The organism is Bacillus sp. B19-2 (genome assembly GCF_022832475.1).
Classification (GTDB): Bacteria; Bacillota; Bacilli; order Bacillales; family Bacillaceae; genus Bacillus; species Bacillus paralicheniformis.
The window spans coordinates 84,069-103,945 of the sequence record NZ_JALHKQ010000006.1 but is presented as its reverse complement, the minus strand read 5'-3'; the positions used below and the strand labels follow the sequence as shown (position 1 = coordinate 103,945).

The following is a 19,877-nucleotide window of genomic DNA, read 5'->3' as shown; positions in this document are numbered from 1 at the left end:
GAGCCTGGAAAATGAATCCCTGAAAATACTTTTCTATTTGAAGAATGACAGGCTTTTAAATTCGCTGCTGTATGTTTAGCGGCGGTAATATGAATTTTGCTTTATGTCAGCTGACATCATCCGAACCAAACTACATTGTATGAGATGGAACTATACAATTTCTGAACATCGGCATGTAAGCTGAAAATGGCATAAAAAAAAGACCGGCTGATCCGGTCCTTGTGCACACCTTTTAATTCATTTTGTCCTTCATTTGTTTATAGCGCTCATACTCCTTGATCGCTTCTTCAACATTCCCGGTTTTATTAAACAGCTGCATCTTGTATTGGATGATTTTATGATCGCACGGTTCGATTTTCTCGACCAGCAGACATATATCAAGCCCCCGGCGGTAGTCTTTTTCATGAATAAGAAAATCGACCAGTTCATAAGCTTTCCCAATCCATATCCGGGCAAGCCGCGTCTTTTCGGGTTCGGCCCACAAATAACCGTGTTCCATAAAGTAATGGTTTTCGTATGCAAGCAGCAATTCCATGTGCCGGCTGACGGTCGTCATATGGATGGGAGGAGCGTCTTTCAGCGATTTTTCCCATTCGTCAGCATCCACTTTCACACCGGAAATCCGAAGGACATATCCTGTGTCAGTCTTCTCGATCGATTGGCCGAAAGGAAGCCTTTCGATTAACTTTCTGATTTGATAAATCGCCGTGTATAGCTGGGTGCTCGCTTTAGAGACATCGTGATCAGGCCAGAACAGGTCGATCAACACGTCTTTGCTGATCACATGGCCGTGATGATGAAGCAAATACGCGTAAATTTCGCGTGCTTTGGACGTTCTCCACTTAACGGGTATATATGTTTTGACATCCTTCTCCGTTTTGTAAAATTGCAAACTCCCAAAACATTGAATGAAATAGTCTCCTCCGCCATTTTCCGCGGAAGCCTTCAGCAAGCTGTTTTCTCTGATCCGTTCAACCGTCTTTACGAGCCGGACGTAATCGACGGGTTTAAGCAAATAATCCATCGCATTTAATTCAAATGCTTTTATGGCAAAATCGTTATAGGCCGTGATAAAAACAACCTGAATGTTTTCATTCATCGATTGAATCGCTTCAGCGAGCTCAATCCCGTTGATCCCCGGCATTTCAATGTCAAGAAACACCGTGTCTATACCCTGAATATCCGGATACTCCAGAACATCAGCCGGATCTTGAAACATTTCGATGGATCGAAAACAATTTGTTCGTTCAAGCATATTTTTAAAATGAAGCAATGCCAATTCCTCATCATCCACAATTAACGCTTTCACGACACATCCACCCCAATTTCATCGAGTCATCTGGAAATGATTATAATGATTATATCATGTCAATGGCCCTACTTAGTTGGATTCATTTTCTTAATCTTGTCGTTTATTAACATTTAAGAGTACAATATTCATAAGATTCACCAAGACCGCAGCAGGTTGAATGAGGAGTGCTGATATTGAAAAAGCTATTTGTTTTCCTTTCGATTATTCTCGGCTATGCCGGATTCTTTTTTATTTTCTTATTCATTAACAATCAATTGTCCGATCAGAATTACCCTGAAGCGAAGCAAGGAATCATCAATCTGGAAAGATGGGATTTTCAGAAAGATGGGAACATCGCGCTTACCGGGGAATGGACACTATATCGAAACCAGCTTCTCTCGCCAAAAGCGATCCATTCAGGCATTGGAAAAGCCCCCATTTATTCCGCTGTGCCTAACAATGTCAAACTTACCGATTCAGGAGAAAACGTAGATTACGGTACATACAGACTGACGATCCGGTCAAAGCATGACAATGAGATGTTCGGAATCAGCACCTCTTTTATTAACAGCGCAAACCGAATTTATTTCAACGGCAAATTGATCGGGCAGAGCGGAACTCCTTCAAGCAAAGCGAATTTCACGGCACAAAACAGGCCTTATACGAGTTTTTTCGACATTCACCGCGGGGACAACGAGCTGATTGTACAATTTTCAAACTTCAAAAAAACACCTTCATGGGGAATAGAAAAACCGATTACCTTCGGAACGCAGCAGCACATTTTACACCAAAGCAAAATGTCTTTTTTTAATGAAACCAGCATGATCACGGCATTCTTCATTACCGGTTTATACTTTCTCGGCTTTTTCCTGCATCGAAAAAAGGATAAGCATTTATTCTTTTTTTCCACGATGTGTCTTCTTTTTTCGATCATTGTGCTTTTAATCGGAAGAGAACGAATGATCTTTCTGTTCTTTCCGTCTATTTCATTCTCGGCTTTAAGCGTAATGAGGGCAACCACAATGGTGCTTGTCAGTATAGCGGTTTTTCTCTATCTCTATTTCGCTTACAGAGAAATCGTTTCAAAAAAATGGATAATTGCCGCGATTGCATTTTCTGCACTGGTTTTGATAATTGATTTTATATCCTGGGGTTTTACAGACCGTCTCGCATATATATTGCATTCCGTTCTTGCCGTCACGACTTTGATTTATATTACGTACGTGTTTGCAATTTCTGCCCTTCGGAAAATGAAAGGCAGTCTTTATCTTACGATTGCAGCGATCTCGATGAGCGCATTCGTCATTTTAACGACCGTTTCTGCTTACAGCGGCAAAAGAGGCTTTTCATTCAATTCGCTCTATGCCGTGCCGTCGATCATCGCTTTGCTGGCGGTTGTTCTGATGATGGCGCAGCAATTCGCAGGCGCATTCCGCGAGAATGAAGTCCTATCCTTGAAATTGCTCAGAATGAATCGATTAAAAGACGAATTTATCGCCAAAACATCGCATGAATTTAAAACGCCGCTGAACAGCATGATTAATATATGTCAGACCCTTTTGGCAAGGAAAAGCAAAAGGACGATAGAGGAAGAAAAAGCAAATCTGCAGCTGGTCATCCGCATGGGATACAGGCTCTCCAGCCTGGTGAATGACATTCTCGATTTGGAAAAAATGAAGCAGGGCATGCTGCAGATTCAAGCCGTTCCTGTCGATACCCATTCGGCGATCAGTACGGAAATGGGCTTCTATCGGCTGTTGTCAAAAAATAAACATGTCCGGATTGTAAACCGGGTTCCATCCGGACTGCCGCTCGTCTTGGCTGATGAAAACCGCTTCCGGCAAATCATGACCAACCTGGTAGATAACGCAATCAAGTATACGCCGCAGGGACAAATTACACTCTCTGCCGAGAGGCTCAATCAAGAGAAGGTCAAAATCACTGTAGCGGATACAGGAGTCGGCATACCAAAGGCCGTCCGTCAATCGATATTCGAATCTTTTCAACAAGCAAAAAACCATAAAGATGACGGAGCCGGGCTCGGTTTAAGCATCGTCAGACAGCTCGTTCAGCTACAAAATGGGGAGATCTGGGTAGAATCGGAAGAAGGGAAAGGATCGGCATTTCATTTCACACTGCCTGTCGCAAAGGATGACTCGCTTCCTGACGATAAGGAGAACATGCCTCAACAGCAAGCCGTCAGGAGTCTGCCCGATGTTTCAATAAGCACGCCGTATTACTCGAAAAAGATGGATGCTCCAACTGTTCTGATTGTCGATGATAACATCGAAAGCTTAAAAATTTTGGCCGATATGCTTGAAGGCGTTCCTTATCAAGTCATCGCAGCAAAAAGCGGCAAAGAGGCTCTCGAAGTCGCCTCCCGTTCAAAGCTTGACTTGGTGATTTTGGACCTGATGATGCCGGATATGACAGGGTTTGAAGTCTCAATGAAAATACGTGAAAGATTCTCAATGGTGGAACTTCCGGTTCTCATCATTACGGCAGCCATCATCGATCATGATAAATACAAAGCTTTTCACGCCGGGGCAAATGACATTTTGCAAAAACCGTACAACTACACTGAATTTGCAGCACGCGTTAAAAACCTGATCATGATGAAAGATACGGCAGCCCAAGCGACGAATATGGAGATGGCATTCCTCCAGTCGCAGATCAAGCCGCACTTTCTTTTCAACGTATTAAATACAATTATCGCGCTCAGTCATTTGGATATTGAAAAAGCGCGCGAAGTAACGGCTGATTTTACAAACTACTTAAGAATGAGTTTTGATTTTCAAAATACATCAGGGATGAGTTCTTTCAAACATGAACTGTCGATTGTGAATTCGTATCTTTCCATTGAAAAAACGCGCTTTGGCGATCGGCTGAACGTCATTTACGACATTGACGAAGACATTGACTTTACCATTCCGCCATTAATGATTCAGCCCCTAGTCGAGAATGCCGTTCACCACGGCATCAGCAAGAAAAGAGGCGGAGGCTGGATCAAGCTGACGGCAAAAAAAGAAAGCGAAAACCGCTATTATATCAAGGTTGAAGACAATGGAATCGGCATGCCGCCGAAAAAACAACACGATATTTTTTCATCTCATTTCACTCATAGCGTCGGTATGAAAAATATTAACCGCAGGCTGAAACATTTCTGCGGAAGCGAACTGAATATCGAAAGTGCGCCTGATAGCGGGACCGCTGTCTCAATGGTCATTTCTATCAATGAATCGGCGGACGTCTCAGTAAAGGCATGACCTGAAGATAATCAGAACGGCCTCATCAGCTTGCCGGCAAAGCCGGCGAGCTTTTTTGTGCAGTAAATCAGGTGTGTGCTTCCTCCCCTCTGTACAATTTGACCCTGTCCTTCGTGAGAATACGGCCTCTTTTTCTATACGATTCAATATGTTATAGTAGAAAACTGTTTTTACATATACCATAGGAGGTTTGTTCATCAATGGAAAATTTCAGCTATTACAATCCAACGAAATTGATCTTCGGAAAAGGGCAGCTTGAACAGTTAAGAAAAGAATTAAAGGTATACGGAAAAAATGTATTGCTTGTTTATGGAGGCGGCAGCATTAAAAAGAACGGCCTTTATGACGAAGTTACGCGCGTATTGAAAGAAGAAGGCGCCGACACGTACGAGCTTTCCGGAGTAGAACCAAATCCGCGTCTTGCTACGGTTAAAAAAGGGATCGAATTGTGCGCCCGGCATGATATCGATTTTCTCCTCGCTGTCGGCGGAGGAAGCGTCATCGACTGCACGAAAGCGATTGCTGCCGGAGCAAAATACGATGGCGACCCTTGGGATATCTTCAGCAAAAAAACGACAGCAAAAGACGCCCTGCCGTTCGGTACGATTTTAACCTTAGCTGCCACCGGATCTGAAATGAACCCCGATTCCGTCATTACAAACTGGGAAACGAATGAAAAATACGTATGGGGAAGCGATGTCACGCATCCGAAGTTCTCCATTTTAGACCCGGAAAATACGTTCAGCGTCCCGGAAAACCAAACGGTTTACGGCATCGTTGACATGATGAGCCATGTGTTTGAACAATATTTCCACAATGTCAAAAACACGCCGCTACAGGACAGAATGTGTTTTTCCGTTTTGCAGACGGTCATCGAAACGGCGCCGAAGCTGTTGGAAGACCTGCAAAACTATGAGCACCGGGAAACCATTTTATACGCCGGCACAATCGCTTTGAACGGCACACTGCAAATGGGCTATTTCGGCGATTGGGCTTCCCATACGATGGAGCACGCGGTTTCGGCCGTTTACGACATTCCGCACGCGGGCGGTCTTGCGATCTTGTTCCCAAACTGGATGAGATATACGCTTGATACGAATGTCAGCCGCTTCAAAGCACTTATGCTGAACATGTTTGACATTGACACAGAAGACAAAACCGATAAAGACATTGCGCTTGAAGGAATCGATAAACTGTCCGCGTTCTGGACAAGCCTTGGCGCTCCTTCCCGTCTTGCCGACTACGGCATCGGCGAAGAAAAGCTAGAGCTGATCGCAGACATCGCCGCTAAAGAAATCGAGCACGGCGGCTTCGCCAATTTCCAAAAATTAAACAAAGATGACGTACTCGCCATTCTTCGAGCTTCTCTATAACAACAAAAGGACGGAATCACTAGATTCCGTCCTTTTATGTTTACAGCTCCCGCTGACTTTCCCGCGTTAAGGCAAAAAAAGCGAAAGATCCGATCACAGCTGTGATAAACATGATCGCACCCATTGGAACGGCCGTTGTTTCATTCATTCCAACGAGAGGCGAAACGATTGAACCGAGCAGCAGCGGAAGCATGCCGAGCATCGCGCTTGCACTGCCCGCACGGTGTCCCTGATTTTCCATCGCCAGCGTAAATGTACTTGTCAACGTCATTCCGATGGTGATCATGTAGATAAAGATGGAAATGACAATCGCTGCAAGCGGTCCTTTCATAATCGTCATTGTCAGGAGAACGGATGTCGCGATGACAGCGGTAATAACCGCGATCCGCAAGAGCTTCCTCTCATGAATGATTCCCCCAAAACGCCCGATGATAAAGCTTCCCGAAATAATGGCGAGGCCGTTAATGCCGAACAGCACGCTGAACACTTGAGGAGAAACCCCGTAGATGTCCTGATATACAAAAGGTGTTCCGGACACGTATGCAAAGCTGCCTCCGTGAATGAAACCGACAGTCAGCGCATAGCCGATGAAAGACCGATCCTTCAACAAGCTCCCCATCGTTTTAAGCGACGAGCCGATTGAGCTTGGAATCCGTTTTTCAGGCGGCAATGTTTCAGTCAATTTCATCGAGATAACGAGTACTAGGAACAATCCGATCAATGCCAGAGTATAAAAAATCGTATGCCAAGTAGCGAACGGCAAAAGCAGGATGGCTCCTCCCGTCATCGGTGCGACCATTGGCGCAACCGCGGTGATCACCATTAAAAGCGAGAAAAATTTAGAAAGCTCTCTGCCTGTGAACACGTCCCGTACAATGGCGCGCGACAGCACAATTCCCGCCGAAGCGGTAAAACCCTGTAAAAAACGGGCTAGCACTAATGTCGCGATATTCGGCGACAGCGCGCAAAAAAGTGAAGACAGCGCAAACAGCGAAATCGAAATTAATAACGGTTTTCGCCTTCCCTTCGCATCGCTCACAGGCCCGATCACGAGCTGACCGATGGTAAGCCCGATCAGGCAAGCCGTTAAGCTGAGCTGCACAAGCGACGCGCCGGCCCCCAAGTCCTCCGCTATTTCGGGGAAACTCGGCAAATACATATCGATATTAAGAGGTCCCAGTATGGCAAGCATTCCAAGCAGAAAAGCCAATGCCAACCGCTCTTTTCCAACAGGATTATGAAGCATAAACATATCAAAACCTTTCTATCAACCTAGCTAACATCTCTATTTCTATTGTTACAGGTTGCAAAACATTTGTATATTGTACCATATTTTTCGAACAGTGAAAGACGGTTGACATGAAAAATAAATGCTACCCCACTTGATTTAATTGTCATACAAAAAAGGCCTCCTTAAGGAGCGGCCTTTTTTAAGATGATTTCATCGCTTTGACGATAAGCGATGCCAAAGCTTCGGTCCCTTTCGGCATCAGATGTACGCCGTCAGCGGTGAAATATTCGGGATGTTTCAGAGCTTCAGTATGCCAATCGACCAATGTCACATTTTGACGGTTGTCCGCTTGCTTCCGAAGCGATTCATTCACCTTGCTCTCCCACTGGCGGGGGACGCGCGTGTTCACGAGATAGACATCAGCGTTTGAGAAAGCATCAAGCAAAGCGTCCATCTGACTGTCCGTAAAATAGCCGTTTGTTCCCAGTTCAATCACGACGGCTTTGTCCGGATGATTAAAGGAAGCGTAGGTTGATGTCAATTGAAGCGCTTCCCTCACTTGCCTTCCAACCCGACCGTCGATTGTGATTCCCGGAATTTTTTTACGCAGACTGGAAGCGATGTCAAGCATGACCGAATCCCCGACAGCCAATACCTCTTTCTCGATATGATCCGGCTCTTTTTCCGCAGGCTGCTCACCTTTCGTATCTGACGATTCATCCCCGCCGGCTTTCTGCTGGCTTTCAGTTTTATCCTCATTCCCGCTTTCAGCTTGCGCTTTCTTATCATCCTGCCGTTCTTCACTTTTGTCAGCCGGCTGATCCGCCGAGGCGCTTGCCTCATAGGATTTTGAATAGGCCTGCTGCGGCTGTTTCTTTTCGTCGGCCAATCCGGAAAGGCCTCCTGCAAAAATGAGGAGTGCGGCAAACATCAGTCCGATTGATATTTTGCTGGGAACGGAGGCCGTTTTCCACTCCGTGATCTTATCCAGAAAAACCCGGCTGACAAACGGTTTAAAACCGTCTTGTCGGATTGGCTTCTCGATAAAGCGATACGAAAGTTCCGCCAGCATAAACGTAACAGCGACCTTAATCGCAACATGCCAGTACACCGGATTTCCAATCTCTTGAACAGGTGTGCTCAGCACGATGACGGGATAGTGCCAAAGATAAATGCCGTACGACCTTTTCCCGATCCAGCGCAGCGGCTTCACGGAAAGGACAAAGCCCAGGAAGCTGCTCGGATGACTGACGCATGCAATCAAAATCGCTGCGATTATACTGATCAGAAGCATTCCGCCGTGATAGAGAAACGGGCTGAATTCATCGACAAAATAAATGCTCATCATAAGCAGCGCGAAAGCGGCAAGCTCAGTTCCGTGCAACGCGTGCTTCAGGCTGCTTGGGAGCCTGTTCCCAGACAGTCTTTTCATCGGCCACACAAGGGCTAATGCGCATCCGATCAACAGCTCGAAGGCGCGTGTATCTGTCCCGTAATAGACGCGGCTCGGATCGCCGCCAGGGACATACAGGATGCTCATCCATACGGCTGAACAAAGCGCACACAGCACAACCGCCGCAGCCAGCCTCTCCCGCTTTTTAAATATGTAGATGCCCAACAGCAAAATGATCGGCCAGATGAAATAAAACTGTTCTTCAATCGCCAGTGACCACAAGTTTTTTAAAGGAGACGGCGATCCGAAACTATCAAAATATGAGAGGTCGTGAAAAATAAACCACCAATTGCTGACATACAAAAGAGAGGAGATCGCATCTCCCCGTACGGTATGCATCAGCTCTCTGTTAAACAAAGCGACCCATATGACGGTTGCGAAAATCATCAGCGTCGCCGCTGGAAGCAGCCGCCGTATCCGGCGCACCCAAAAATCTCTGAATGTGAGGGAAATGTCATTTCCATATGCCGGCAGGATAATCGATGTAATCAAATATCCTGATAAAACAAAAAAGATATCAACCCCAATAAAGCCTCCGTCGGCCCAGCTCATGTTGAGGTGGTAAGCGATAACCGCCAAAACGGCAAAAGCCCGAAGCCCGTCTAACCCCGGTATGTAACGGTGTTGTTGTGTCTGATCTCGCATGGTATTCCTCCAATGATATGTACGTACGGTTCTTCTGTTATGTTTCGTGCCTTTTCCGGCTCCGATATTATAGACGAAGTCAGGACGGTTTTTTGTTTCAAAAAATCGTCATTTTATCTTTCCTGAATGATGCCGTCTCTCTAGTATAAAAGTTTCAAGCTGAATATGGTGTTACAAAGTTGTAAAAAGTAAGAAATCCATGATTTCAGCGAATCATGGATTTTTTGACTAGCGGATGTAGCGGTCGCCGATCAGCAGGCTCGAAATCGCCTTAGTCGGAATTTCAAACTCTACCGCGCCCATATATCCGGGTGCAACTTCATAATCGTCAAACGAAATCACCAGTTTATGATTCTCTGTAATATAAAAATTTTGGTCGGCCTTGATTCGTTTGAATGGCTCGACTTCCTCGTCATTGATCCAATATATTTTATCAGGATCATCTTTCATTTGCTGTTTCATTTGTTCTTTAATGTTTTCGCTGATGGCCGTAATATACCGGTCGTCTTTAAACAAACTCTTCAAGGTAAGCAGAATTTCATTCTTTTTGTCAATGGTGATATAGCGCCGTTCGGTATAGCTGGACGCTTCCGTTCTTTCGACGCTTCGCCGAATCGAAATCAAATCCTTCGTATCCGTAACTGTCTCATAATCGCTGTAGATGCTGAGATGCCCTTTTTTATTCCGGGACGTCTCCTTCATGAATTCCCGGTAAAGCTGATGGCTTTCCTTTACATATTTCTCGTTAATGCCATTTTCAAGCTCCCGGTTATTCAAGCCGGACAGAGCCGGTGTTTTCACGTCAATACTCGATTCTCCATCTTTCTGTTTGATCTCGGTGAATGTGATGGCCTTAACGACCTTGCCGATAACGGGTAAGCGCGACATGGCCTGGGCTGCTCCGGGATTGATATTCACGACGGCAGCCAATAGAACAGCCGCCGCGACAAGCGTTGATACGGGCCATACCACCAGCCTTCTCTTCTTCTTCGGTTTATGCTGAAGCGCGGTTTCGACAACCTGATCCAGTTCCTTCGGAATGGGGACGTTTTGATATGCTTTTCTCAGCTGTTCCAATTTCTTTTCCATTAAGAAAGATCCTCCTTCGTCAAATGGATGCGCATAAGCTTCAATCCTCTGTAAAGGCGCGTTTTGACCGTATTCAAGTTTTCGCCTGTGATTTCCGCAATCTCTTCCAGTTTGAGATCCTCAAAAAATCGCAGAACAATAATGGTATGGTAGGGATGCGGCAACTCGTCAAGCGCCTCATGAAGATCTGTATCCCGGTAGGTATCTTCCTTGCCCTGGCTTAAAAACTCGATCGTTTGATCATCCATAACCTTTAGTTTTTTCCGTTTGCGCAAAAAATCGATTGCCGTCCGCACCAAAATTTTGTAAAACCAGCTTTTGATCGTATCCGGATTGCGAACAGAATCGACGGAATCGAGCGCTTTTTTGATTGATTCCTGGACAATATCTAAGGCGTCTTCTTGATTTTTCACATAGCTGTACGCCAGCCGGTAAAAGTCTTCTTTCCGGTCTGTTATGCAAGCGACAAGAGACGCTCTGGCTGCTTGTTTCTTCATTGCAATAAAGAACTCCTTTTTCGAATATACGTATATACGGCTGTTACATTAGGATAGACGCGGGAGTAGGAAAAATAGTTTGCGGACTGGTCATTCTTTTATAAAAATATTTTATCATCAAGTGCCGCCAATCTCGATTTCATTTATAATGAATAGCAAATTCGAAGGAGGTGATCACATGGCAAGCATCAGAATGCCGGATCATGCAGCGTCTCATGCAAAGCCTGTTATCGGAAAAGGCGATACTTTGCATGGGGTGGACAAATAAAATCGCCTGAGAATAAGCTTTTCTGGTAATCGGCTTTGCCCCTTATTTTGCAATCAAAGGAATAAGGAGCTGGCAAACATGGCATACGTAAAGGCTGCCGCTGTACTACCTGAAAAGCTGCTATCGGAAATTCAAAAGTATGTTCAAGGGGAAACGATCTACATTCCCAAGACTGAATCCGCCCACCAAAAATGGGGTGCACGTTCAGGAGCAAGAAAGCTGATCGATGATCGCAACGCTGCGATAAAAAAGGCCTTTAAAAATGGCAAAACGATTGAGCACTTAGCAGCGGAACATCATCTTTCCATCGAAACGATGAAAAAAATCGTTTACACAAAATAAATTGGAGCACTGATCCTTGTGATCGGTGCTTTTTAATATGGCGAGTTTGTTTATTAGCTAAGTTCTGCATTTTCTATCCATTCTCCGTCATGTAATGTAAAAGTGATTATGCAACGAGAGGAGAATATTGTCATGAAACACGGTGTATTGAAAGTACCCGGAGCAAAGCTCTACTACGAAGTGCGCGGCTCGGGGCCTGTCTTGCTTATGATTCACGGCGGCAACGGCGATGCAGAATCATACCCGATTACAGACCGCCTATCCGACCGTTACACGGTCGTCACATACGATCGCCGCGGGCATTCCCGCAGCAGGCTTGAAAATCCGAACGAAAATTACCAGGTTTCCGCACACGGCGATGATGCGAGCAGGCTGCTGGCCGCTCTGACGGATGAACCGGCCTATGTATTCGGCTGCAGCTCCGGCGCGGTCATCGGGCTTGATCTTGCCATCCGCCATCCTGAACAAATCGGCATGTTGGTCGCACACGAGCCTCCGATTCCGCAATTGTTGACCGGCAGTGATCGCGTCAAAGGGTTCGAGAGCTTGGAGAACCTTGAAAAACAATATAAACGAAGCGGATTACAGGCTTTAGAAGCATTCGCGAAAGCGATGGGCATTACGTCCACAGCCCAGCCAGCGCGTCCAAAATCCCGGCCGGAGCAGTTCATGGCCAACATCGACTATTTTATCCTGTCCGAGGTGCCCGGTTTAAGAGAATATTCACCCGACATCGGCAGGCTTAAAGCTTCATCGGTTACAGTCGTACCTGCCGGCGGCATTGATTCAAAAGGCTGGCTCCCGTACAAGTATGCAGAAGCATTGGCAGGTCATTTGGAAACGCATGCGGCCGACTTTCCAGGCAATCATGTGGGATGCGTATTATACCCGGAGGAATTTGCCGAAAGGCTGGACATGGTTTTTAGAAGATTTAACAACAAAAATACCGAGGGATGAAACCCTCGGTATTTTTAATCAATCCGCCGTTCACAGGAAGCGTATGGCCTGTAATCGGCATTCGATTTTCAAATCAATTGCATCCGTTCATTGATACTCTAAACAGCACCCTAAATAAACACTTCCAAAAGGCTTAGCAATTTGAGAGCTGCACAATTTGTTCATACGCATTCATATAAAGGTCAGGGTCGGGATCTGCTCCTTTTTTCTTCGGCACGTTAAAATCCGACAATACAAAATGATGCTTTGGCTGAACGTCATGCTTAGCTAAACAGCTCTTGACACAGCATAAAGGACAGCCGTCGATCGCAATAATGTCCCGACCGGATTTTGCCGTTTTGACAAGCGGCTTCACATCGCCGCCGACTCCGGCAATGCACGACATTTCGGCCATTTTCTCCCGATCCATTTTAATGGCGATCATGTTGGCCGTTTGCGCGGCCGAGGAACACCCGGAGCACGAATACACTAAAGGCAAATCTGTTCTTTTCATCGGTTGACTCATCCCCTGTTTTTCTTTATTTCCGCCTGCATAAAACTAACATTTACTCTACATGAGGTGCATGGGGAAAACTGTGAGCCAGATCACTTTTTCTGTTGCTCTATGAGCTGAATCAAACAGCTCATGCCAAAATTCCACACTCCTTTCCCGTATTTCAGTCAATATATGGGGTCCTCAAGAAAAAGATCAGGGGCTTAAAAGCCCCTGTGATTTGCAGGAGAAATTTGCGCCGGCTTTTTAAAGGCGAACCGAATGATCCATTCAGCCAACGCGATGCAGAGCGCAATTGCTCCGAAAACGCCTATCGTGTAGCTGATGTCATATATCAGGCCGAGTCCTTTATGGCACATGAAAGTGATCAAATGAATGAACAGATTGGTAAAACAGAATAGATAGCTGCGAATCATCCAACTCCGGTGCTTGCTAAACTGATGTCGCCGGGCTTTAATGACGGAAATAACCGTGGCGGCAGGCCAATACATATTCACCATGTTAAAGGCTATGCTGACGGCTCTCCCTCCGGTAGAATGCGGTGCCATATAGCCTGACGACAGCGTCACAATCATCACGCAAATGATGTAGAGCCAGCCGTTAAAACGGTGGATGTTGCGGTTTTTGGTCAACAAGGCGCTGGAGAAGTTGACAGCGCCCGAAGCCATCGCTAAACAAGCGGCAACAACGTGAACATACATCACCTTCAGCCAGACCGGGAGATGAAAGGAGTCCCGCAGGTGAGATTTATGGCTGAGAAAAGCTGTTGATTGCGGATCAAGAATTAAATTTTCAAACAAGGTATACAGAACATACAACGCGATTACGATCATCATTGCCAAAAAAACCGATTGACTGCGTTGAAATTTCCTTTTGTTCAGCTTTTGTTCCTCCTAAAACATCATGCTTTCTGAAATACCTATATTGTATCATGAAAGCGGACGTGCGCAGCAGCTTGGCGTATCAAGCCTTCAATGACAAAACCTTTCCCATTAAAAACAGGCCGGGTACGATTTCTGCGTTTTTCTGGAAAGCCGGAATAATTCTGTCATCTTTTGCGGCATACTTTTGAATGATGTCTCTGCTGGAATCGCGAGAACCGTCATCGATGACAATGGCTTCAACAATTTCAAAGGTTTGCCTCAGCACGCTGTCCAAACTCATTACAAACGCATCAGCCGAATCTTATCTGTTACTTCAAATTTTAATGTTAAAACATGCGGGGATCGGGCTTTAAAAATAAAAATGGAGGCATACATAAAGTGACAGAAGATGTAACTGACAACGATATACACGAACAAAAATTATCGAGAGGCCTGAAAAACAGGCATATCCAGCTCATCGCCATCGGCGGAGCGATCGGAACGGGGCTGTTTCTTGGTTCGGGGAAATCGATCCATTTTGCAGGACCGTCGATTTTATTTGCTTATCTGATTACGGGAATCATTTGTTTTTTCATTATGCGTTCTCTTGGAGAACTGCTTTTATCCAATTTGGAATACCATTCGTTTGTCGACTTTGTCAGGGACTACTTAGGCGACAAGGCGGCATTTATAACGGGTTGGACATACTGGTTTTGCTGGATTTCGCTCGCGATTGCCGATTTAACCGCGGTCGGGCTTTATACCCAATACTGGCTGCCTGATGTACCGCAATGGCTGCCCGGATTGATCGCCCTGATCATTTTGCTGATCACGAACCTGGCAACCGTCAAGCTTTTTGGAGAATTGGAGTTCTGGTTCGCATTAATTAAAATTATTGCGATATTGGCGCTGATCGCGATCGGCCTTTTCATGATCTTCAAAGGATTTTCTACCCATTCGGGCTCTGCCGCATTTCACAACCTGTGGAGCCACGGCGGCATGTTTCCAAATGGACTGCACGGATTTCTCCTTTCATTCCAGATGGTTGTCTTTGCGTTTCTAGGCATCGAACTTGTGGGACTGACAGCGGGGGAAACGAAAGATCCGGAAAAGGTCATTCCTAAAGCGATCAATAATATCCCCGTCCGTGTTTTACTTTTTTATATCGGTGCGCTCCTTGTGATCATGAGCATCTATCCGTGGAATGTCATCAATCCTAATGAGAGTCCGTTCGTCCAAGTCTTTGCAGCGGTCGGCATCATTGCAGCTGCAAGCATCATCAATTTTGTGGTGCTGACATCGGCGGCTTCAGCAAGCAACAGCGCGGTCTTCAGCACGAGCCGGATGGTATACTCGCTTGCGAAAGAACATAATGCACCCGGCGCTATGACCAAACTGACCTCCCGCAAAGTGCCGAGCAATGCGTTGTTTTTCTCAGCGGTTGTGATTCTGATTGGCATCATGCTGAACTATATCATTCCTGAACAAGTGTTTACGCTGATTACGAGCATCTCGACGATCTGCTTCATCTTTATTTGGGGAATCACCGTCATCTGTCATTTAAAATACCGCAAAACAAGACCGGATTTAGCGAAAACAAACAAATTCAAGATGCCGCTTTACCCGTTTTCAAATTATGTGATTCTCGGTTTTCTTGCGTTTATCCTCATTGTGCTTGCACTGGCACAAGACACCCGGGTTGCCTTATTTGTCACGCCGGTTTGGTTTATCATGCTGATCGCGATTTACAAGCTGAGGAAACCTAAGTCACAGCAAGTATAGAAAAATGCGAATCGCCTGCAGAATGTTCTGCAGGCTTTTTGTATGGCTCATCATGTAAAATAAAAAAGATAACAGCTTGATCGCCTACAATTTCAATGGTCAGCCGCTTAGGCAGAAAGGGGAAAACAGATGAAAGTCAATCAAATTGTAGATTTGTCCGTATCGTTAAAAGGTGATATTCCGTCTGACCCGCCGGGATTTGTCCCTGAAATCGAATATGCGGATCATAAGCAAGGAGCCAAACAGATGGTCCAGAGCTTTCCCGGCCTTTCTTCGCAAGATCTTCCCGGGGGAGAAGGCTGGTCGCTGGAAAAAGTGAAGATGTCCACGCATGCCGGAACGCATATAGACGCTCCATACCATTACCGTTCTGTTACTGATGACGGCAAGCGGATGATGACGATTGATGAAGTACCGCTTGACTGGTTTCATGGCCCCGGCGTTAAGCTGGATTTCAGACATTTGAAAGACGGGCATATCGTGACCCCTGAAGAAATCGAACAAGAGCTTCACCGCATCAATCATAAACTCGCGCCCGGCGACATTGTTCTTGTGAATACATCGGCTGGCGCCAAATACGGACAAAACGATTACCTGCACAGCGGCTGCGGGATGGGGCGCGAAGCAACGCTCTTTTTAACGGAACGCGGCGTGCGCCTTGTCGGAACTGACGCTTGGAGCTGGGACGCTCCATTCAGCATGACCGCCAAGCGCTTTGAACAGGAAAAAGACCCATCGATTATTTGGGAAGGTCATTATTCAGGAAGCACCATTCCTTACTGCCAAATCGAAAAGCTCGCCAACCTCGATCAATTGCCTTCCACCGGATTTTATGTCATGGCTTTTCCGGTAAAAGTTGAAAAAGCGTCTGCCGGGTGGGCGCGTCCGGTTGCGATTCTTAGCGGTGAAAACGTATAAGAACGTCAGCCGCTTTTCGTTTGTGGGGATGCCGGTTAGACATATATACAAAATAAAAGCAGACATCAGCCTGCTTTTATTTTTGTTTTATATTCAGTCATAATACTTGCGTAAACAAACAATGAAATGAATACAAGAAACACGCGGCTCCAGCCATCACGTTGAAGGTTCCCGATTTTTCATTGTTTGATTTCAACATCATGAAGAACAAACCGGAAAAGAAAAAACCGATAAACCAGCCGATTGGGATTTGGACAAAAGCTAAAATAAAACCAATAATCCCTATCGTTTGAAAAACTTGAGGTGCAAATTCGCGCAAAAGTAATCCCGCCCTTGCTTCAGAAGAAATCCGCTCCCTTTTTTTGTATCATATCATATCTCATCAACAAAATAAGGAAATCAAGTGAATCTTTTGCTATTCATGTTGAATCCAGGCTCAATATTTATTTTTGTTATGATCTTAAAAAAGGAGGTTTGATTCCCATGAATACCTTATGCCGCAGCAAACAAGCTCCGTTTGAATACACCTTATCTCTTATAGGAGGTAAATGGAAAATGAGAATCCTCTATGAGCTGGCGTGTGAAAAAACGATGAGATACGGGGAACTTAGACGGGCTATGCCGTTAATCACCCATAAAATGTTAAGCTCCCAGCTGAAGGAGTTGCAAACTGACGGTCTGATTAACCGGGCGGAGATTTCTCAAAATCCCCTCAGAGTGGAGTATTCGTTATCAGACAGAGGACTGTCTTTGTACCCTCTCATAGAAGAAATGTGCAGGTGGGGACAAAGAGAAGGCTTGCCTTATGAGTAAAAAATACTTACAAAAAAGTGCGTACTTGTTTCCCGACGGGAGAGATTTTATACTGAATAAAAATCATTGATAAGGAGAACAGGATGACAAAACAAATTTATATCATTCATGGCTACAGAGCTTCCTCAACCAACCACTGGTTTCCTTGGCTGAAAAAACGTCTGCTTGCAGATGGAATACACGCAGAAGTTTTAGATATGCCTGATCCTCACCAGCCAAGGCTTAAAGATTGGCTTGATACGCTCTCTTTAAATAAGCACACATTAAATGAACATACTTATCTGGTTGCCCACAGCCTTGGGTGCGCCGCCGTTTTGAAGTTTTTGGAACAAACGCAATTGCAGCAACCACTTGGCGGAATCCTGCTCGTTTCCGGCTTTGCCAAGTCACTGCCCAATTTAAAGATGTTAGATGAATTTACCGAGGAATCGTTTGATTTTCAAAACATCATTCAGTCAGCTAAGCATCGTGCTGTCATTGCCTCTAGAAACGATCAAATTGTGCCATTTGCATGGAGCAACGATCTGGCGCAACAAATTGACGCTAAGCTTTACGAAGTTCAACACGGGGGTCACTTTTTAGAAACTGACGGATTTACTTCTTTGCCGATTGTTTATGATGTTTTAAACTCCTATTTCTCAAAAGAAACTTGCTAAAAACAGTAAAGGATATTCGGATTTTGTGGCGGCAAAGAGCTTAGAAGCCGCCCTTCTCCAATTTCTTAATAAGTCTTGAAAAAATCAGCTCCAAAGTTCCCTATCTTGAAGAGGTCTGTCATTTAACGGGTTATATTCAAATTTTCAACCAACCAGGGTTTTATCAATGACAGAACGGTTACAGGCTGCATAGCTTTGGTGTGATCCATATCATTCCCGCTTAAGATTTTTATATCCCATCCAAGGCGTTCTAATTCTTGTTTGTTTTTTTGAAGTATACCGATAATATCAACTGTTACATTACCAAAGTTTTCTCCATAAACAATTGTGTCTTTTTCCCCAGCAAACGCCAATCTCGGAATCTCTAATTTATGTTGAATGCTCCGATCATCAAATTCCATCAAATTTTCGTACATTGTAACAAACTGTTTTGTTTGATTCGTGCCGATTCTTACCTGTATGTTATCCCAATCAACCTTTTCTGGACTGATAAGGTTTTGTTCATCAATAACAGAAGAATGTTGTTTACTTAAAGTTTGATCGTATGTTTGATTTGTCACTACCATCATTTCTTGATATGGACCATCTATTGGCGGAAACCCACCCATGATCAAGCTTTCTAACCTGTCTGTCCGAAGGGCTAATTGCAACCCTACTACAGCCAACCAAGAGTATCCATAATAGCTAAACTTTTTAACGTTCATTTCATTAGCAATAGTGAGTAGATCTTTCACTATGCTTTCAGGTGTGAGGCTCTCTGGATTCGGCTGTTGCAGACGATGTCCTTCGTAGTCGAAATATAAAACCTGAAACTTGTCCGTGAGTCCCTCAACAAAATGTTTTCCTGATTCAGGGTCTACTCCCCATAACTTTAAGTTTTCAGCTTCTTGTCCATATACAGATTCTTTAGCAACAGGAAGCATGATTGTTGGAGAGTCGGTGTTCCCGACTAAGCCAACGTTTATCTCTGATTGATCGGTCAGTTTTATGTTTTTTTCCATTTTCACCACTCCTGAACAGTTTATACAATCATCATATAACATTCATGCAATCTTTCGGATTTCTGCTTCCCGCCCTTTACATATGGGGGATTCGTTTGAAGTATGTTATTGTAGCACTTGAAAGTTTTACTTTAAAAAGGAGCTAACAGTAAATGAAGACATACACCCCTAAACAAATGGCAAATATCTTAAAGGTTAGCACCACAACTTTGAGAAGATATGAAGAACAAGGTCTTATTCCTGTTGTCCCAAGAACAAAAAGTAATCACCGTTTCTATACACCGATACACTTCCAAGCTTTTACCACCATTAGAGCTTTATTAAAAGGATATGACATACCCATTGTTTACGAAGTCATGAGAATGAGTAAAAATGCAAAATTTGAAGAAGCCCTTTGGCTGGTTAATGAACAGCAATTTCATATTCAAGCGGAGAAACAGAGGGTCGAAGAAATACTAACAATGATACAAAATGCCGATTTTACTAAATATAAAAATGTAAAATTAAAAGAATACATGAATATTGGAGAGGCTGCAAAAATAGCGGGCGTGAATACTTCAGCGATCCGTCATTGGGAACATGAAGGTTTAGTCCATTCAGAAAGAAATAAAGAAAACGGCTATAGAATGTTTTCAATATCTGAACTGCGTAAAATACTGGTTATCAGCAGCTTGAGAAAAACCGTTTATTATATAGAAAATATGAAGAGTTTATTATATGAATTGGACACACAAAACTATGGCAAAATCGAACATTCCTTTCAGTTGGCTTTACAAAATTTGAATAACCAACTATTAAATCAATTAAAAGGCATCGCAGAACTGATCAAATATATACAATTTTACCAAGAAACCAATACCTGAAAATGTGATAAGCAAATAAGCCGATTCCTTAGTGCAAGGAAAATCGGCTTTGAAGAGAGCGTAACTTTTTTATCAA

The 19,877-nt window shown here is 44.5% G+C and carries 18 protein-coding genes and 1 pseudogene; 10 read left to right on the top strand and 9 right to left on the bottom strand.

Annotated elements, in window-relative coordinates; all coding sequences use genetic code 11:
- Window positions 1–232: 232 nt before the first annotated feature.
- Window positions 233–1,309: a response regulator gene (locus MST20_RS19515; RefSeq protein ID WP_243944313.1), complete on the bottom strand. Its 1,077-nt coding sequence runs from the start codon at window positions 1,307–1,309 to the stop codon at window positions 233–235.
- Between the two features lie 521 nt (window positions 1,310–1,830).
- Here MST20_RS19515 and MST20_RS19510 point away from each other — a divergent pair.
- The 3 genes and pseudogenes from MST20_RS19510 to MST20_RS19500 form a co-directional block, all read left to right on the top strand.
- Window positions 1,831–3,378: pseudogene (locus tag MST20_RS19510) on the top strand (sensor histidine kinase); the annotation flags it as partial.
- Between the two features lie 93 nt (window positions 3,379–3,471).
- Window positions 3,472–4,557: a response regulator gene (locus MST20_RS19505; protein WP_347880876.1), complete on the top strand. Its 1,086-nt coding sequence runs from the start codon at window positions 3,472–3,474 to the stop codon at window positions 4,555–4,557.
- A 200-nt stretch (window positions 4,558–4,757) separates the two neighbouring features.
- Window positions 4,758–5,930 (top strand): iron-containing alcohol dehydrogenase, encoded by a 1,173-nt coding sequence (locus MST20_RS19500; protein ID WP_243944312.1) that lies wholly within the window; start codon window positions 4,758–4,760, stop codon window positions 5,928–5,930.
- A gap of 40 nt (window positions 5,931–5,970) precedes the next feature.
- Here MST20_RS19500 and MST20_RS19495 read toward each other — a convergent pair whose 3' ends face one another.
- The 4 genes from MST20_RS19495 to MST20_RS19480 form a co-directional block, all read right to left on the bottom strand.
- On the bottom strand, window positions 5,971–7,176 hold the full coding sequence (locus tag MST20_RS19495) for a Bcr/CflA family efflux MFS transporter (RefSeq protein WP_243944323.1): 1,206 nt from the start codon (window positions 7,174–7,176) through the stop codon (window positions 5,971–5,973).
- A 184-nt stretch (window positions 7,177–7,360) separates the two neighbouring features.
- Entirely contained in the window at window positions 7,361–9,259 is a 1,899-nt protein-coding gene (locus MST20_RS19490) for an acyltransferase family protein (protein WP_243944311.1), read from the bottom strand.
- 228 nt (window positions 9,260–9,487) lie between these two features.
- The gene (gene rsiV / locus MST20_RS19485) at window positions 9,488–10,348 is read right to left on the bottom strand and encodes an anti-sigma-V factor RsiV (RefSeq protein ID WP_243944309.1); all 861 of its coding nucleotides are present in this window, start codon (window positions 10,346–10,348) and stop codon (window positions 9,488–9,490) included.
- Entirely contained in the window at window positions 10,348–10,845 is a 498-nt protein-coding gene (locus MST20_RS19480; protein ID WP_243944307.1) for an RNA polymerase sigma factor, read from the bottom strand. Before MST20_RS19480 ends, rsiV begins: the two co-directional genes overlap by 1 nt.
- Before the next feature lie 346 nt (window positions 10,846–11,191).
- Between MST20_RS19480 and MST20_RS19475 the strand changes: the two genes are divergently transcribed.
- Complete coding sequence (locus tag MST20_RS19475) at window positions 11,192–11,455, top strand: CD3324 family protein (protein WP_243944306.1); 264 nt, start codon at window positions 11,192–11,194, stop codon at window positions 11,453–11,455.
- 132 nt (window positions 11,456–11,587) lie between these two features.
- Window positions 11,588–12,412, top strand: coding sequence for an alpha/beta fold hydrolase (locus tag MST20_RS19470; protein ID WP_243944304.1), 825 nt, complete (start codon window positions 11,588–11,590; stop codon window positions 12,410–12,412).
- Between the two features lie 133 nt (window positions 12,413–12,545).
- On the opposite strand, the gene MST20_RS19465 is transcribed toward MST20_RS19470, so the two are convergent.
- The 3 genes from MST20_RS19465 to MST20_RS19455 form a co-directional block, all read right to left on the bottom strand.
- The gene (locus MST20_RS19465) at window positions 12,546–12,905 is read right to left on the bottom strand and encodes a putative zinc-binding protein (RefSeq protein ID WP_243944302.1); all 360 of its coding nucleotides are present in this window, start codon (window positions 12,903–12,905) and stop codon (window positions 12,546–12,548) included.
- A 203-nt stretch (window positions 12,906–13,108) separates the two neighbouring features.
- On the bottom strand, window positions 13,109–13,741 hold the full coding sequence (locus MST20_RS19460) for a DUF2306 domain-containing protein (RefSeq protein ID WP_243944300.1): 633 nt from the start codon (window positions 13,739–13,741) through the stop codon (window positions 13,109–13,111).
- A 127-nt stretch (window positions 13,742–13,868) separates the two neighbouring features.
- Complete coding sequence (locus tag MST20_RS19455; RefSeq protein WP_243944298.1) at window positions 13,869–14,069, bottom strand: glycosyltransferase; 201 nt, start codon at window positions 14,067–14,069, stop codon at window positions 13,869–13,871.
- Window positions 14,070–14,167: 98 nt separating this feature from the next.
- On the opposite strand from MST20_RS19455, the gene MST20_RS19450 reads away from it, so the two are divergent.
- The 4 genes from MST20_RS19450 (at window position 14,168) to MST20_RS19435 (ending at window position 17,937) form a co-directional block, all read left to right on the top strand.
- Window positions 14,168–15,550: an amino acid permease gene (locus MST20_RS19450; protein WP_243944296.1), complete on the top strand. Its 1,383-nt coding sequence runs from the start codon at window positions 14,168–14,170 to the stop codon at window positions 15,548–15,550.
- Window positions 15,551–15,679: 129 nt separating this feature from the next.
- Entirely contained in the window at window positions 15,680–16,468 is a 789-nt protein-coding gene (locus MST20_RS19445) for a cyclase family protein (protein ID WP_243944295.1), read from the top strand.
- 483 nt (window positions 16,469–16,951) lie between these two features.
- Window positions 16,952–17,281 (top strand): winged helix-turn-helix transcriptional regulator, encoded by a 330-nt coding sequence (locus MST20_RS19440; protein WP_243944293.1) that lies wholly within the window; start codon window positions 16,952–16,954, stop codon window positions 17,279–17,281.
- An 83-nt stretch (window positions 17,282–17,364) separates the two neighbouring features.
- Window positions 17,365–17,937: an RBBP9/YdeN family alpha/beta hydrolase gene (locus tag MST20_RS19435; protein WP_243944292.1), complete on the top strand. Its 573-nt coding sequence runs from the start codon at window positions 17,365–17,367 to the stop codon at window positions 17,935–17,937.
- Between the two features lie 122 nt (window positions 17,938–18,059).
- Here MST20_RS19435 and MST20_RS19430 read toward each other — a convergent pair whose 3' ends face one another.
- Window positions 18,060–18,938, bottom strand: a complete 879-nt coding sequence (locus tag MST20_RS19430) for an alpha/beta fold hydrolase (RefSeq protein WP_243944290.1) — start codon at window positions 18,936–18,938, stop codon at window positions 18,060–18,062.
- A gap of 152 nt (window positions 18,939–19,090) precedes the next feature.
- On the opposite strand from MST20_RS19430, the gene MST20_RS19425 reads away from it, so the two are divergent.
- The gene (locus tag MST20_RS19425; protein WP_243944288.1) at window positions 19,091–19,801 is read left to right on the top strand and encodes a MerR family DNA-binding transcriptional regulator; all 711 of its coding nucleotides are present in this window, start codon (window positions 19,091–19,093) and stop codon (window positions 19,799–19,801) included.
- Window positions 19,802–19,877 lie beyond the last annotated feature (76 nt).